This is a genomic window from Mycolicibacterium sp. XJ879 (assembly GCF_053483935.1).
The window spans coordinates 261,332-275,097 of sequence record NZ_JBEFTH010000002.1 but is presented as its reverse complement, the minus strand read 5'-3'; the positions used below and the strand labels follow the sequence as shown (position 1 = coordinate 275,097).

The window sequence follows — 13,766 nt, the reverse complement described above, 5'->3', positions numbered from 1 at the left end:
TGTACGGCGTACCCGTTTGGAGCAGAGGAGCACCCCATGGCCGACAGAGCCGTAGAGCGCCGGTCGAGTTCGACGTTGCTGTTACCACTCATCGTCACGCTGGCGACGGTGGCCACGCTCGTCGTGAATTACCTGGCCAACAGCCTGCCGATCAACGGCCAGACCACCGGTGACATCACCCGTCGCATCGAGGTGTACTTCGTGCCCGCGGGCTATGTGTTCTCCATTTGGAGCCTGATCTACTTCGGGGTGATCGCCTACAGCGTGTACCTGAGCCTGACCATGGCGCAGGGCCGATCCGACAGTGGCGCCGCGCGGGCCATCGCGCCCTGGTACGTGCTGACCGCGGTGGCCAACTGTTGTTGGCTGTTCGCCTGGCACCACAACCAGTTCGCGCTGAGCATGCTGCTGATGGTCGTGTTGCTGGGCGCGCTGATCGTCATCTACCGCCTGCAGGTCGACCGGCCGCCGGCCTCGACGCTGGAACTGTGGGTGGTGCACATCCCGTTTCGCGTCTATCTGGGCTGGGTCTCGGTGGCCACGATCGCCAACGCGACGATCACCCTCGACGACGCCGGCTGGACGGGCTTCGGCCTGTCCGAGCCGACCTGGGGTGTGATCATGGTCGTGGTGGCGGCGGCGCTGGGGCTGGTGATGAACCTGCGCCACAACGACATCGCCTACCCGCTGGTGATCATCTGGGCGCTGATCGGCATCGCGGTGCGCCTGAACGAGACCACGCCGATCCTGATCGCCTCGCTCGCCGGCGCGGCCGTGCTGGCGCTGGCAGTGGTGCGCGCGTGGGTGGCCGTGTCCCGCAACCGCGACCGCAGCGGCGGCGCCGCCTAACGTCCGACCACGGCCTGGATGCGTCCGCGCGGGTACGGCATGTCGATGCCGTGCTCGTCGAACGCACGCAGGATCTCCGCCCGAAGTTGGCGTTGCACGCTCCACTGCTCGTTCGGGCGCGTCTTGAGCAGGATCCGCAAGGTGTACAGGTCCGGCGCGACCTCCTGAACCCCGTACATCTCGGGTTCGCCGAGCACCTTGGCGGCCATCGGCGGCTTGGCCACCGCCGCCACCGCGGCCTCGAGGGCGACCTCCTTGGCCTTCTCCACATCGGCGGACAAGGAGACCGGCAGTTCGAGCCGCGCGTAGGCCCACTCCTGGCTCATGTTGCCCACGCGCACGATCTCGCCGTTGCGCACGTACCAGAGGGTGCCGTCGATGTCTCGGAGCCTGGTGATCCGCAGTCCGACGCTCTCGACCTCACCGATCACCTCGCCGAGGTCGACGATGTCACCCACCCCGTACTGGTCCTCCAACAGCATGAACATGCCGCTGACGAAATCGCGCACCAGGTTTTGGGCGCCGAAGCCGATGGCCAGACCCACCACACCGGCAGAGGCGATGAACGGGGCGATGTTCACCCCGACCACGCTGAGGATCGCCAGGATCACCCAGGTGAGCAGGACGATCGACACGATCGACTTGAGCACCGACCCGATGGTCTTCGCCCGCTGCTGTCGCCGCTCGGCGATCTGCGCACTGGTGGCGACTTTCGGCACCTTGTCGCGCAGGTGGCGCAGCAGTGGCGGCTTCGTCTGTTCTTGCGGCTGTTCCTCGCTGCGCGTCTTGCGGCGCCTACCGGTGGTGGCCCGGTCGATCATCCGGTGCAGGATGTACCGCACGATCAGGGCAACCACCAGGTACACGGCGATCCGCACCGGCACCTCGATCAGCCAGTGCCGGTTCGTCTCCGTCCATTCGAAAGCTAGGCCGTAAACGTCCATGACCCCGACCGTACGGACGTTTCCCGACTTGTCATAGTCGGGTCCGACCTCAGGAGTCGTACTGCGCGACAGGTTCGGCGTGCACCGGCGGTTCTTTCAGGGCGAGCTGCTGTGCAATCGCCGGGATGTCCGGATCGGCGAGGAACCGCTGATAATCCTCGGCCGCCCAGTCGAAGTACACCCACACCTTGCCGGAGTCGTCGGGATCACAGAACACCCGCGAACCCTTGCAGCCGTGTTCCCTGCGCTTCTCGGCACCCACCGTCGAGAACGCCTCGAGGAACTGATCGAGGTCGTGCACTTTGGCGACGGTGACGATCATCGCGCCGTCCTCGTCAGGCGGGCAGGCCGTCGGCGACGCGCGGCACCCGGTTGGCCTCGGTGTCGTCCAGCACCATCGCCGCGATCCGGTCCCGGTGCTGCTCGGCGCTGCCCAGCAGCACGGCGTCGGTGGTGGCCCGCTTGTAATAGAGGTGCGCCTGGTGCTCCCAGGTGAACCCGATGCCGCCGTGCACCTGGATGGTGTCGGTGGCGACATGAGTCAGCGCGGACGAACACACGGCCTGGGCGATACTGGTCGCCAACGCCGGATCGTCCGATCCGTCGGTCAGCGCCCAAACCGCATGGTAAGCAGTGGATCTGGCGTGTTCGACGTCGACGAGCAGGTTCGCAAGCCGGTGCTTGACCGCCTGGAACGATCCGATCGGCCGGCCGAACTGCAGTCGCGACTTCGCGTACTCGACGGACAGGTCGAGCAGATGCTGTGCGGCGCCGACCTGTTCGACGGCCAGCAGCGCCGCCCCGACCTGTAACGCATGGTCGAGCACCCGCGCGGTCTCGTCCGCTCCGGCGACCAGGCGAGCGGGCGCCTCGGTGAGCGTGACGTTGGCCGCGGACCGGGTGAGGTCGAGGGTGTCCAACGGGGTGCGCTGCACGCCGTTCGCGGTGGTGTCGACGGCGTACAGCGCGACCCCGTCGGATCCGCGGGCGGCGACCAGCAGAACGTCGGCAATTGCCGCGTCGACCACTTGAGTAACCGTGCCCGACAAGGTATTTCCGTCGGCGGTCACTGTCACCGCATCCGCGTCGAATACGCCGGCCCGGTCGGTGACCGCGACCGCCGCGGTGCGGTTGCCCTCCATCAGGTCGCCGAGCAGCCCGTCGCGCACGTCGCCGGACCCGGCCGCCACCAGCGCCGGGATCGCCAGGTAGACCGTGCCGAACAGCGGCCCGCACGCCAACCGGGCGCCGAGTTCCTCGATCGCGACGGCCTGGTCCACCAGGGTGCCGCCGACGCCGCCGTCGGCCTCGGGCACCGAAAGGGCCAGCACGCCCAGCTCACCGCCCAGCCGTGCCCACACCTTGGGGTCGAACGGCGGGTCGGCTTCCATCAGTTCGCGAACCTTCTCCTCGGAGAAGTGCTCGGCGCTGAACTTCCTTACGGCGTCGCGTAATTGGTTCTGTTCGTCGGTGAACTTGTACTCAGCCCGATATTCGGGCTGGTTCGCAAGCTTCTCAGCCACGGGGGATCTCCTTCCAGGGCATCCCCGCGTCGGCCCGCAGATCGCCGGGCAGCCCGAGGATGCGTTCGCCGAGGATGTTGCGCATCACTTCGGATGTACCGCCTTCGATGGTGTTGGCGCGGCTGCGTAAGAACCGCTGCTGGATGGGTCCCTGCCAGTCGGTGTCTTCTCTGGCGGCACCGCCGCCGCGGCCTTGTTGATAGCCGTGGTACAGAAGCCCTTCGGGGCCAAGGAAATCCATGCACCACTGGTAGATGTCCTGGTTGAGTTCGGCGCCCACCAGCTTGCCGATCGATCCTTCCGGGCCCGGGCCGCCGACCGTGGCGGTGGCCCGCGAGCGCTCCGAGGTGAGGCGCTGGGCCTCCGAGCGCAACCACAGCTGCGTCAGCCGGTCACGCAGCACCGGGGTGTGCCGTTCGGGGCGTGACGCCCACAGCCCGGTGGCGTCGGAGATGGTGCCCGCACCGCGCCTACTGCCGCTGCCGCCCAAGGCGGTGCGCTCGTTCATCAGCGTGGTCATCGCGACGTTCCAGCCGTTGCCGACGTCGCCGAGCCGGTGCTTGTCGGGGATCCGCGCGTCGGAGAAGTAGACCTCGTTGAACTCGGCCTGACCGGTCATCTGGCGTAGCGGACGGGTCTCCACCCCTTCGCCGTGCATGTCGATGACGAAGTAGGTCAGGCCCTTGTGCTTGGGCACGTCCGGGTTGGTGCGGGCCAGCAGCAGTCCCCAGCGGGCGCGGTGGGCGAGGCTGGTCCAGACCTTCTGGCCGTTGATCACCCAGTCGGTGCCGTCGAGCACCGCGGAGGTGGCCAGCCCGGCCAGGTCGGATCCGGCGCCCGGTTCGGAGAACAACTGGCACCACAGGTCCTCGGTGGTGGCCAAAGGCCGCAGCCATTGCTGCTTCACCTCGTCGGTCTGCGCGTGCTCGCGGATCGTCGGCGCCGCCATGCCGTACCCCATTGGGTTGAGCCCCAGCGGCACCGGCCCTCCCGCGCCCTGGAGAATCCGGTCGGCTACCGCCTGCAGTCCGCGGGACACCCCGAGTCCGCCGAGGCCGTCGGGGAAGTGCACCCACGACAAACCGGCGTCGTAGCAGGCACCGAGGAACTGCTGGACGGGCACCGTTTTCGGGTCGTGTTCGGCGACGACTCCACGCGCCAGTTCGGCGACCCGCTCGGCATCAGCGTCATTGCTCATGCAGCCACAATAGAAACTCGACACCTGTCGAGGGCAAGTGGGATGGGAACAGCCGCGATTGTGTGGCCCTAGCGAGCCCAGGCCCCGCGCAGACCACCCCAACAGTCAGCCGCGGTACTTGGCGACCGCCTCGGCGTACTCGTCGAGCAGTCGAAGCGAGGCGTCGAGCGGCTTGGTCGGCAGCAGCAGGTTCACCTGCCGGTAGCCCAGCTTCTCCATCGCCTCCCAGTACTGCGGATCGATCGGGGTGCCGAACGTGGTGAGCGGTACGTCGTGGCCGGCCGCCGCACGCAGCTGCTCGACGCGTGTGGTCAGCCGCTCGACCGGCAGCGGGTTGGAGATCCAGCCGCCCTGATGGCGAACGATGCGTTTGACGGTGGCGTCGGAGTCGCCGCCGACCACGATCGGCGGGTGCGGTTTCTGCACGGGTTTGGGCCGCAGGTACGACGCGTCGAAGTCGACGTAGCGACCGTGGTATTCGGCGGGTTCGCTGGTCCACAGCGCCTTGATGGCCTCGATGCGTTCGTCGAGCAGCGCGCCGCGCGTCTTCGGATCGGTGCCGTGATGGCGCATCTCCTCGAGGTTCCATCCCGCGCCGACACCGAACACGAACCGTCCGCCCGAGATGAGGTCGATGCTGGCGGCCTCCTTGGCGGTGACGATCGGATCGCGCTGGATCAGCAGGGCGATCCCGGTGATCAACTCGATCTGCGACGTCACCGCCGCCGCGGCGGCCAGCGTGACGAACGGATCCAGCGTGCGGTAGTACACGCCGGGCAGCTCCCCGCCGCCCGGATAAGCCGATTCACGGCTCGCCGGGATGTGGGTGTGCTCAGCGACCGCCAACGACTTGAAGCCGCGCTCTTCCAGCGCCCGCGCCAACGCGACCGGGTCGATGGTGTCGTCGTTGACGAACGTCGAAATTCCGAGCTCCATGCGCGCCACAACGCTCCTTCCGAACGCGGCTATTCCTCAGGCCAGGGGTTGGCCGTCTTTGGCCAGCACGTGCCATTCGCCGCCGAACATGTCCAGGCCCTGTCCGTTGGCGACCCGATCACCGGTATCGCCTGCGTACCGGTACAGCGGCATCCGGTTGTAAGTCACCTGATCACCGCCGTCGCGGCGCGCGACGATGTGCACCGACGCCACGTCGATCCCGATCGTGCCCGCCGGATCGCCGCGTGCCAGCAGCGGCACCCAGGTGTCGGCGCAGGCGCCGTAACAGGTCGGCTCGTTCGGGCCGTCCGCCGTAAAGGCGTACAGGGCGCGGCCCGTGCTGTCGACGACGATCTCGCCCAGGTCGCCTCGGTCCTCGATCGCCAGCGACACCTCTCGGGTGGGCACGACCTTGGTGTTCGACGGGGGCGGGACGGGCTCCGGTGTCACCGCCTCGGTCCTCGGCGTCGCCACCGGACTCTGAGTGGTCGTCGTCGCTGAACTGGTCGCAGCCTTGTTCGTGAACGCCGAGCATCCGGTCAGCACCAGCGCACTCAGCGCGAGCATCGAGACAGCAGTTCGTGGCATGGGCATGATCAATTCTTTTCCAGCCACGACCCCGCTCAAACCCGGCCTGCGGGGTGCACGGCATGCTCGGTGGTGCAGGCAACGAGCCAGGAGAGGCGGTTTGGTAAGGCATGACCGACACCGCTGCGCTGCTCGACGATCCGGGCGATCTGTCCGCGCTGCGCGCCAAGGGCGCCGACCCCGACGAGCTGTTCGCGTCCTTTGCCGTCTGGGCCGAGGCCAACGGCACCGTGCTGTACCCGGCGCAGGAGGAGGCGCTGATCGAGTTGGTCAGCGGCGCCAACGTGATCCTGGCGACCCCGACCGGTTCGGGCAAGTCGCTGGTGGCCACCGGCGCGCTGTACGCGGCGCTGGCTCGATCATCGGCAGGACACGGCCGCAGCTTTTACACCGCGCCGATCAAGGCGCTGGTCAGCGAGAAGTTCTTCGCGCTCTGCGAGGTGTTCGGCGCCGCCAACGTCGGCATGCTGACCGGCGACGCCGCGGTCAACGCCGACGCCCCGATCATCACCTGCACCGCCGAGGTGCTGGCCAATATCGCGCTGCGGGAGGGCGGCCAGACGGACCCAGCCGCCGACATCGGGCTGGTGGTGGCCGACGAGTTCCACTTCTACGGCGACCCCGACCGCGGGTGGGCATGGCAGGTGCCGCTGCTGGAGTTGGCCGGGGCGCAGTTCCTGCTGATGTCGGCAACGTTGGGTGACGTCTCGTTCTTGCGCGACGACCTCACCCGGCGCACCGGGCGGCCGACGGCGCTGGTCGCCAACGCCGAACGGCCTGTGCCGCTGTACTTTTCGTATGCAACCACCCCGATGCACGAGACGATCGGCGACCTGCTCGACACCAAACAGGCCCCGATCTACGTCGTGCACTTCACCCAGGCCTCGGCGCTGGAGCGCGCGCAGGCGTTGATGAGCGTCAACGTCAGCACCAAACAGGACAAGGCCGAGCTTCGGGAGATGATCGGTGCGTTCCAGTTCTCCACGGCGTTCGGTACGACGCTGTCGCGCCTGGTGCGACACGGGATTGGCGTGCACCACGCCGGGATGCTGCCGAAGTACCGGCGGCTGGTCGAACAGTTGGCGCAGGCCGGGCTGCTCAAGGTGATCTGCGGCACCGACACGCTGGGCGTCGGCATCAACGTGCCGATCCGCACCGTGGTGTTCTCGGCGCTGTCGAAGTACGACGGTGTGCGCACCCGGCTGCTCAACGCCCGCGAGTTCCACCAGATCGCGGGCCGGGCCGGTCGGGCGGGTTACGACACCGCGGGCACCGTCGTCGTGCAGGCACCCGACCATGAGGTGGAGAACCTCAAGCAGTTCGCCAAGGTCGCCGACGATCCCAAGAAGCGCCGAAAGCTGGTGCGCCGCAAGGTGCCCGAGGGCATGGTGCCGTGGAGCGAGTCGACCATGAACCGGTTGATCGAGGCCACGCCCGAACCGCTGACCAGCAACATGCGGGTGTCGACGGCGATGCTCCTCGACGTCGTGGCCCGCCCCGGGGATCCGTTCGAGGCGATGCGGCGGCTGCTGACCGACAACCACGAGCCACGCAAACGGCAACTGCAGCACATCCGCGAAGCCGTGGGCATTGCGCGGTCGCTGCTGCAGGCCGGAGTGGTGGAACGCCTCGACGAACCCGGCCCCGACGGCAGCAGGTACCGACTGACCGTCGATCTACCGCCGAATTTCGCGTTATATCAGCCACTTTCGACCTTCGCGCTCGCGGCCGTCGACGTGCTCGATCCCGCGTCGGAAGGCTTTGCGCTGGATGTGGTTTCGGTGATCGAGGCGACGCTGGAGGATCCCCGTCAGATCCTGGCGGCACAGCTGAACAAGGCCAGGGGTGAAGCGGTCGCGGCGATGAAAGCCGAGGGCATCGAGTACGAGGAGCGCATCGAGTTGCTCGACGACGTCACCTACCCCAAACCGCTCGAGGAGTTGCTCGAGCACACCTTTGAGGTGTACCTGCAGAGCAACCCGTGGGCCGCCGACGCCCGGCTGTCCCCGAAGTCCGTGGTGCGCGAAATATGGGAACGCGCAATGACGTTCCGCGAGTACGTCAGCGAGTACGGTCTGACCCGCGCGGAGGGTGCAGTGCTGCGCTACCTGTCCGACGCATACCAGGCGCTGCGGTCCGGGGTGCCCGCCGCAGCCAGGACCGAGGAGCTCACCGATATCGTCGAGTGGCTCGGTGAGCTTGTCCGCCAGGTGGATTCGAGCTTGCTCGACGAGTGGGAACAGCTGACCAGCCCGGACCAACCGCACGACGCGCCGGTCGCGGTGCCGGCCCCGCCGCGCCCGCTGACCGGCAACGAGCGCGCTTTCACGGCGATGGTGCGCAACGCGTTGTTCCGGCGGGTGCAGTTGTTCGCCCGGGCTCGCTGGGACGAACTCGGCGCGCTGGACAGCGGGTCGGGCTGGACGGCGCAGCGCTGGGCGGACGTCGGAGAGGACTACTTCGACGAGCACGACGACGTCGGCACCGGCGCCGACGCCCGCGGTCCGGCGCTGCTGATCATCGACCGTGCGCCCGAGGTGTGGCGGGTGCGGCAGATCTTCGACGATCCAGGGGGCGACCGCGACTGGGGCTTCACCGCCGAGGTGGATCTGGCCGCCTCCGACGAGGCCGGCGCACCGGTGCTGCGTGTGACCGACGCGGGCCGCCTCGACTAGCTCCGAGTTGTAACGCCACCACAACCGGAGCGGACGGCGTTGTCCGGGTAAGGCAAGCGCTTTGCGGTTTTCCAGGCGACCATGGACGAAACAGCTTTCACTCCAGAGAAGGTCACGGTGCACCGCCATGGTGGCAACGATGCGCGCAGGACCGCCGGCGGGTGGCCTGACGAGGATTCGACCACCTGCACGCTGCCCTGCCCCGCTGGTCGGTCGACGACACCGGCACCCGGTGCCTGCACCGGTGACGACCACCCGCGCGGCGGCCGAAGCGGTGATCGGCGCGCATGTGCCGTTCGGAAACCCGTCGGTGTCCCGATTCGTGATTTACACCCCGCCGCCCGGCACCGAGTATGGACGCAATATGCCAGGAGAGGCGGGGTCGATGACGATCAGCGTGGCCGAACGCGCGGAACTGCGCACGGCAGTCGGCGCGCTGCTGCGCGATAAGTGCACCGAGGACGACGTGCGCCGCGTGATGAGCTCCGAGGAGGGATTCGACCGGGAGCTGTGGCGCCAACTCGGCGACCAGGGCGTGCTCGGCATGCTCGTCGACGCCGACCATGGCGGGCTCGGGTTCGGCGCGCTGGAACTCGAAGCCGTCGCCGAGGAGACCGGGGCGGCGCTGACGCCCGCACCGTTCATCTCCAGCGCGGTGCTGACCGTCGCGCTGATCCAGGCCGCCGGCTCCGACGACGACAAGCAGCGGCTGCTGCCGGGACTGGCCGACGGCACGTCGATCGGCACGGTCGCACTCACCGGTCCGGCCGGCTCCTGGACTGAAGCCGGCGTCGACGTCGTCGCCGCTGCCGACGGCACCCTGACCGGCGCCGCGCACTACGTCACCTGGGGTCAGGTCGCCGACGTCGTGCTCGTCGTGGCGCGCACCGACGACGGCGTCGGTGTGTTCGAGGTCAGCGCCGACGCGCCCGGTTTCGCCCGCACGGCCGAAACGGTTTTCGACCCGACCGTGCGGCTTTCCACGTTCGCCTTCTCGGGTACGCCCGCGCGGCGGCTCGGCGGCGCCGGGTGGGATGCCGTACAGCAGGCACTGGACTACGCCGTCATCGCCTCGGCCGGCGAACAGGTGGGCGGGGCCCGACGCATCTTCGACATGACGGTCGAATACCTCAAGACCCGTGTGCAGTTCGGCCGCCAGATCGGCAGCTTCCAGGCGCTCAAACATCTGGCCGCCGATCTGCTGCTCGAAGTCGAAAACGCCACATCGGCCGCCCAGCACGCCGCCGCCGAGACCGCCTTGCACAGCGACACCGCGGGCGGCGCCGTCGCCTTGGCGGGTTTCACCTGCGCCGATGCCTACGAGACCATCGCGATGAACGCCATCCAGATGCACGGCGGGATCGCCTTCACCTGGGAGCACCCCGCCCACCTGTTCCTGCGCCGGGCGCGCACCGGCACGCAACTCTTCGGTGGCTCACACCTGCACCGCGAGCGCTACCTCGTCTCGAAAGGCGCCTGACATGACCACACTGCCCACCGTCGACGAGTTACGCACCGAAGTCCGGGAATGGCTCAGCGCCAACTGGGTTCCGCTACCCAAGTCCCACGACCCGTGGGTGTCGTCACCGGAGCGCATCGCCTGGTTGGAAAAGGTGCTCGACGCCGGCTACGCGGTGCCGACCTATCCCGCCGAATGGTTCGGACGCGGTTATCCCGGTGAGCTCGCAACCGTCATCGGGCAGGAGTTCTCCGCACTGAAGGCGCCGGGCTCGCGGCAGGACAAGTACAACATCCCGGCCAACACCGCGCTCAAACTCGGCACCGAGACGCTCAAGCGGGATCTGCTGCGCGACTTTCTAATCGAACGCTCCCGCACCTGCCTGCTCTACAGCGAGCCCGGCGCCGGTTCGGACCTGGCGGCCGTGCGCACCACCGCCGTCAAGGACGACGACCAGTGGGTGGTCAACGGGCAGAAGGTGTGGACGTCGGGCGCGCTGAGCGCCGACTACGCGCTGCTGCTGGCCCGCACCGACTGGGACGTGCCCAAACACAACGGGCTGAGCCTGTTCGTCATGCCGATGAAACAGCCCGGCATCGAGGTCCGCCCGCTGGTGCAGATCACCGGCGAGTCGCACTTCAACGAGGTGTTCATCAACGACGCGGCTGTGTCCGACGACTACCTGCTCGGCGGCGAGGGCCACGGCTGGCGCGCGCTGCAGACCGCGCTGGCCTACGAGCGTTCGATCATGGGCGACACCGGCCGCGGCTCGCGTAACCGAAAGGCCGACAGCCTGATCAAACTCGCCCGCGAACACGGCGTCCTCGACGACGCTGCCGTGCGCTACCCCTTGGCCACGGTGCTCGCCCTGCGTGAGCTCAACAAGCTCAACAACGCGCGCGCGAAAGCCGCCGCCACGCAGGGCACGTCGAGCTCGATCATGTCGCTGGGCAAGCTCGCGATGTCACGGATCCTGCACACCGAGGCGGCGATGAAGACCCGGATCATCGGTGCCCAGTCGCTGTTGGCAGGCCCCGACAACCCGGTCGCCGACGACGTCAACTTCCTTACGCTCAACGCGTACTTCACCTCGATCGGCGGGGGCACCGACCAGATCCAGCGCAACATCATCGGCGAGCGGGTGCTCGGGCTGCCCAAGGAACCCGAGACCGACCGCGACATCCCGTTCCGCCGGGCCCGCCGGAGTTGACCGGGGTGTCCCAGACGTCCGTTGCCGTTTACGATCCGCCGCTGCTGGGTTTGCGGATTTTCGATCTGACGTCGGGGCCGATGACGGCCCTCGGACGGCTGTTCGCCGATCTCGGCGCGCACGTCACGGTGCTGCGCGTGGCCGGTGTCAGCGACGACGAGGTGGTCGGCCCGCACATCGGCGGCGTGCCCGTGCAGACCGCGATCAACCGCCACGGCATGGCGATTATCGACGTAGACGGTGGCGAGTTCGAACGACTGCTGCCCGATTGCGACATCCTCTTCGAGAACACCGGCCCCGGCTCACCCGCCGAAGCGTCGCTGGCGGTGCACGAGCTCCGCCGCAGGCACCCCGCGCTGGTGATCCTGTCGCTCAGCGACTTCGGCCGCGACACCGCCTACCGCACTTGGCAGGGCACGGGCCCGGTGTTCCATGCGCTCTCCAGTGAACTGTCGCGGTCGGGCATACCAGGGCGCGAGCCGCTCATACCGCCGGCCGAGTTGCCCTATCACGTGGCCGCTGCACAGGCCGCGGTGATGACGCTTGCGGTGTATGTGGACCGCCTGCGCACCGGCGAGGGAGACCTGATCGACTTCTCGATCCTCGAAGGGGCGATGCAGACCCTCGACCCGCCGTTCGGGTCGGCGGGAAGTGCGTCGGCGGGCGTCGCGGTCAGTGCGCAGCAACGGGATTGGAACGCCGAACAGCAGCGCTATCCGATCATCGCATGCAAGGACGGTCACGTCCGCATCTGCATTCTGGCCAAACGCCAGTGGCGGGGCATGTTCAGGTGGCTGGGCAGCCCCGAAGAATTCGCCGATCCGTCGTTCGACAAGCTCGGAAAGCGCTTCCATTCCCCGCAGCTGCTCGCGGCCATCGCGCGGTTCTGCGCCGACAAGACCCGGGCCGAACTCGAGGCACAGGGGCAGGCCCACGGTGTGCCCACCGCGGCGGTGCTCACCCTGTCCGAGGCATTGACGGCCGAACACTTCGGCGCGCGCGGGTTTTTCCGCGACGTGGAGTTGGCGCCCGGGGTGGTGGCGCCCGTCCCCGTCGGTGTCAGCGAGGTCGACGGTCACCGCGCCAGCGCGCTCAACGCGCCGTCGTCGCCGGATGTGCGTCTGACCGCCGCACCGGTGTTGGCGGCCCGCGAGCGCCGCGGCGAGGGTCTGCCGCTGGAGGGCGTCCGCGTCCTGGATCTCGGCGTCATCGTGGTCGGGGCCGACACCGGGCGGGTGTTCGGCGATCTCGGTGCCGACGTCGTCAAGATCGAACACTCGGCCCATCCGGACGGGCTGCGGGTCGGCAAGTTGACGACCATGACCCAGCCGTTCGCCGCAGGGCACCGCAACAAACGCTCGATCGGGCTCGATCTGCGCACGGCCGAGGGACGCGTGCTCGCACATCGCCTGGTCGAGACCGCCGACGTGGTGCTGACGAACTTCAAGCCCGGCGTCGCCGAAACGCTGGGAGTGGACTACGCGACGCTGCGGCGAATCAATCCCGGCGTCGTCGTGGTGGACAGTTCGGCGTTCGGGCCGAACGGGCCGTGGGCCAAGCGGCTTGGGTACGGACCGCTGGTGCGAGCCGCGGTCGGGTTCACCAACCTGTGGGTCTACCCCGGCGAACCCGAAACCTTCTGCGACACCGTCACCGTCTACCCCGACCACGTCGCCGCCCGGATTGGCGCGTTGTCCGCGATGGCGCTGCTGCTGCGCCGGGAACGCACCGGCGAAGGCGGTTCGGCGAGCATCGCGCAGGCAGAGGTGATGCTCAGCCACGTCGCCGCCGATATCGCCGCCGAAACGCTGCAGCGCGCCGGGCACCCACGCTCCGACCGGGACCGCGGTACGCCGTGGGGTTTGTTCCCCACCGCAGGCACCGACAAATGGATCGCGATCACCGTGCGCGACGATGCCGACCGTCAGGCGTTGCGCTGGGTGTTGGGCATTCCCGGCGACGGGGAGGTGGGTGCCGACGCGGTGCGCGCCTGGACCGCCCGGCATTCCCCGACCGAGGCGATGGACAAACTGCAGGCCGCAGGCGTGCCCGCGGGTGCCGTTCTGCATGCGGACGAACTGCCGTCGTGGCCGTACTACGAGCAACGCCGTGCGTTCCGCGAGGAGCTTCACCCGCACGGAAACGTGCCGTTCGTGATGGAGAACGTGCAGCTCCACTGCGACCATGTGGCCGATCCGCCGTTGCGCCAGGCGCCGCTGATCGGTGAGCAGACCGCCGAGATCGCCGAAGAACTGCTGGGCCTCACGCCGTCGGAGATCGCCGCGCTGCACGAACGCGGGGTGCTCGAGAGCACGGCCGGGGCTAGGCGGGGTGCGCCGCTCATCTCGTAGCATGCGGGGTGCACCGCATCCCGTTCGAGACCG

Annotated in this window: 11 protein-coding genes; 5 read left to right on the top strand and 6 right to left on the bottom strand. The window is 68.3% G+C overall.

From position 1 onward, the window contains the following. Positions 1 to 36 precede the first annotated feature (36 nt). The gene (locus ABQF13_RS05040; RefSeq protein ID WP_448391634.1) at positions 37 to 849 is read left to right on the top strand and encodes a TspO-related membrane protein; all 813 of its coding nucleotides are present in this window, start codon (positions 37 to 39) and stop codon (positions 847 to 849) included. Here the strand turns inward: ABQF13_RS05040 and ABQF13_RS05035 are convergent. The 6 genes from ABQF13_RS05035 to ABQF13_RS05010 all read right to left on the bottom strand — a co-directional run bounded on the left by ABQF13_RS05035 (position 846) and on the right by ABQF13_RS05010 (position 6,044). Beyond that, on the bottom strand, positions 846 to 1,793 hold the full coding sequence (locus tag ABQF13_RS05035; RefSeq protein ID WP_448391633.1) for a mechanosensitive ion channel family protein: 948 nt from the start codon (positions 1,791 to 1,793) through the stop codon (positions 846 to 848). The two genes, ABQF13_RS05040 and ABQF13_RS05035, sit on opposite strands and share 4 nt — an antisense overlap. Positions 1,794 to 1,842: 49 nt before the next feature. Beyond that, a complete protein-coding gene (locus ABQF13_RS05030; RefSeq protein ID WP_448391632.1) occupies positions 1,843 to 2,115 on the bottom strand; it encodes a putative quinol monooxygenase in 273 nt (90 codons plus the stop codon). 13 nt (positions 2,116 to 2,128) lie between these two features. Then, a complete protein-coding gene (locus ABQF13_RS05025; protein ID WP_448391631.1) occupies positions 2,129 to 3,316 on the bottom strand; it encodes an acyl-CoA dehydrogenase family protein in 1,188 nt (395 codons plus the stop codon). After that, on the bottom strand, positions 3,309 to 4,514 hold the full coding sequence (locus tag ABQF13_RS05020) for an acyl-CoA dehydrogenase family protein (protein WP_448391630.1): 1,206 nt from the start codon (positions 4,512 to 4,514) through the stop codon (positions 3,309 to 3,311). Before ABQF13_RS05020 ends, ABQF13_RS05025 begins: the two co-directional genes overlap by 8 nt. Before the next feature lie 105 nt (positions 4,515 to 4,619). Beyond that, complete coding sequence (locus tag ABQF13_RS05015; RefSeq protein ID WP_448392011.1) at positions 4,620 to 5,450, bottom strand: LLM class F420-dependent oxidoreductase; 831 nt, start codon at positions 5,448 to 5,450, stop codon at positions 4,620 to 4,622. 36 nt (positions 5,451 to 5,486) lie between these two features. Next, positions 5,487 to 6,044, bottom strand: a complete 558-nt coding sequence (locus tag ABQF13_RS05010; RefSeq protein ID WP_448391629.1) for a COG4315 family predicted lipoprotein — start codon at positions 6,042 to 6,044, stop codon at positions 5,487 to 5,489. 104 nt (positions 6,045 to 6,148) lie between these two features. Here ABQF13_RS05010 and ABQF13_RS05005 point away from each other — a divergent pair, with 104 nt between their 5' ends. The 4 genes from ABQF13_RS05005 (at position 6,149) to ABQF13_RS04990 (ending at position 13,733) form a co-directional block, all read left to right on the top strand. Beyond that, on the top strand, positions 6,149 to 8,713 hold the full coding sequence (locus ABQF13_RS05005; protein WP_448391628.1) for a DEAD/DEAH box helicase: 2,565 nt from the start codon (positions 6,149 to 6,151) through the stop codon (positions 8,711 to 8,713). A 385-nt stretch (positions 8,714 to 9,098) separates the two neighbouring features. Beyond that, positions 9,099 to 10,193, top strand: coding sequence for an acyl-CoA dehydrogenase family protein (locus ABQF13_RS05000; RefSeq protein WP_448392010.1), 1,095 nt, complete (start codon positions 9,099 to 9,101; stop codon positions 10,191 to 10,193). 1 nt (position 10,194) lies between these two features. Then, positions 10,195 to 11,382: an acyl-CoA dehydrogenase family protein gene (locus ABQF13_RS04995; protein ID WP_448391627.1), complete on the top strand. Its 1,188-nt coding sequence runs from the start codon at positions 10,195 to 10,197 to the stop codon at positions 11,380 to 11,382. Positions 11,383 to 11,387: 5 nt separating this feature from the next. Continuing rightward, positions 11,388 to 13,733: a CaiB/BaiF CoA-transferase family protein gene (locus ABQF13_RS04990; RefSeq protein WP_448391626.1), complete on the top strand. Its 2,346-nt coding sequence runs from the start codon at positions 11,388 to 11,390 to the stop codon at positions 13,731 to 13,733. Positions 13,734 to 13,766: the final 33 nt, after the last annotated feature.

What these genes read in the sequence shown, in the direction of transcription:
- ABQF13_RS05005 (WP_448391628.1), top strand. Translation starts at nt 6,149, where the DNA reads ATGACCGACACCGCTGCGCTGCTCGACGATCCGGGCGATCTGTCCGCG.
- ABQF13_RS05000 (WP_448392010.1), top strand. Translation starts at nt 9,099, where the DNA reads ATGACGATCAGCGTGGCCGAACGCGCGGAACTGCGCACGGCAGTCGGC.
- ABQF13_RS05010 (WP_448391629.1), bottom strand. Translation starts at nt 6,044, where the DNA reads ATGCCCATGCCACGAACTGCTGTCTCGATGCTCGCGCTGAGTGCGCTG.
- ABQF13_RS05040 (WP_448391634.1), top strand. Translation starts at nt 37, where the DNA reads ATGGCCGACAGAGCCGTAGAGCGCCGGTCGAGTTCGACGTTGCTGTTA.
- ABQF13_RS05015 (WP_448392011.1), bottom strand. Translation starts at nt 5,450, where the DNA reads ATGGAGCTCGGAATTTCGACGTTCGTCAACGACGACACCATCGACCCG.
- ABQF13_RS04995 (WP_448391627.1), top strand. Translation starts at nt 10,195, where the DNA reads ATGACCACACTGCCCACCGTCGACGAGTTACGCACCGAAGTCCGGGAA.
- ABQF13_RS05020 (WP_448391630.1), bottom strand. Translation starts at nt 4,514, where the DNA reads ATGAGCAATGACGCTGATGCCGAGCGGGTCGCCGAACTGGCGCGTGGA.
- ABQF13_RS05030 (WP_448391632.1), bottom strand. Translation starts at nt 2,115, where the DNA reads ATGATCGTCACCGTCGCCAAAGTGCACGACCTCGATCAGTTCCTCGAG.
- ABQF13_RS05035 (WP_448391633.1), bottom strand. Translation starts at nt 1,793, where the DNA reads ATGGACGTTTACGGCCTAGCTTTCGAATGGACGGAGACGAACCGGCAC.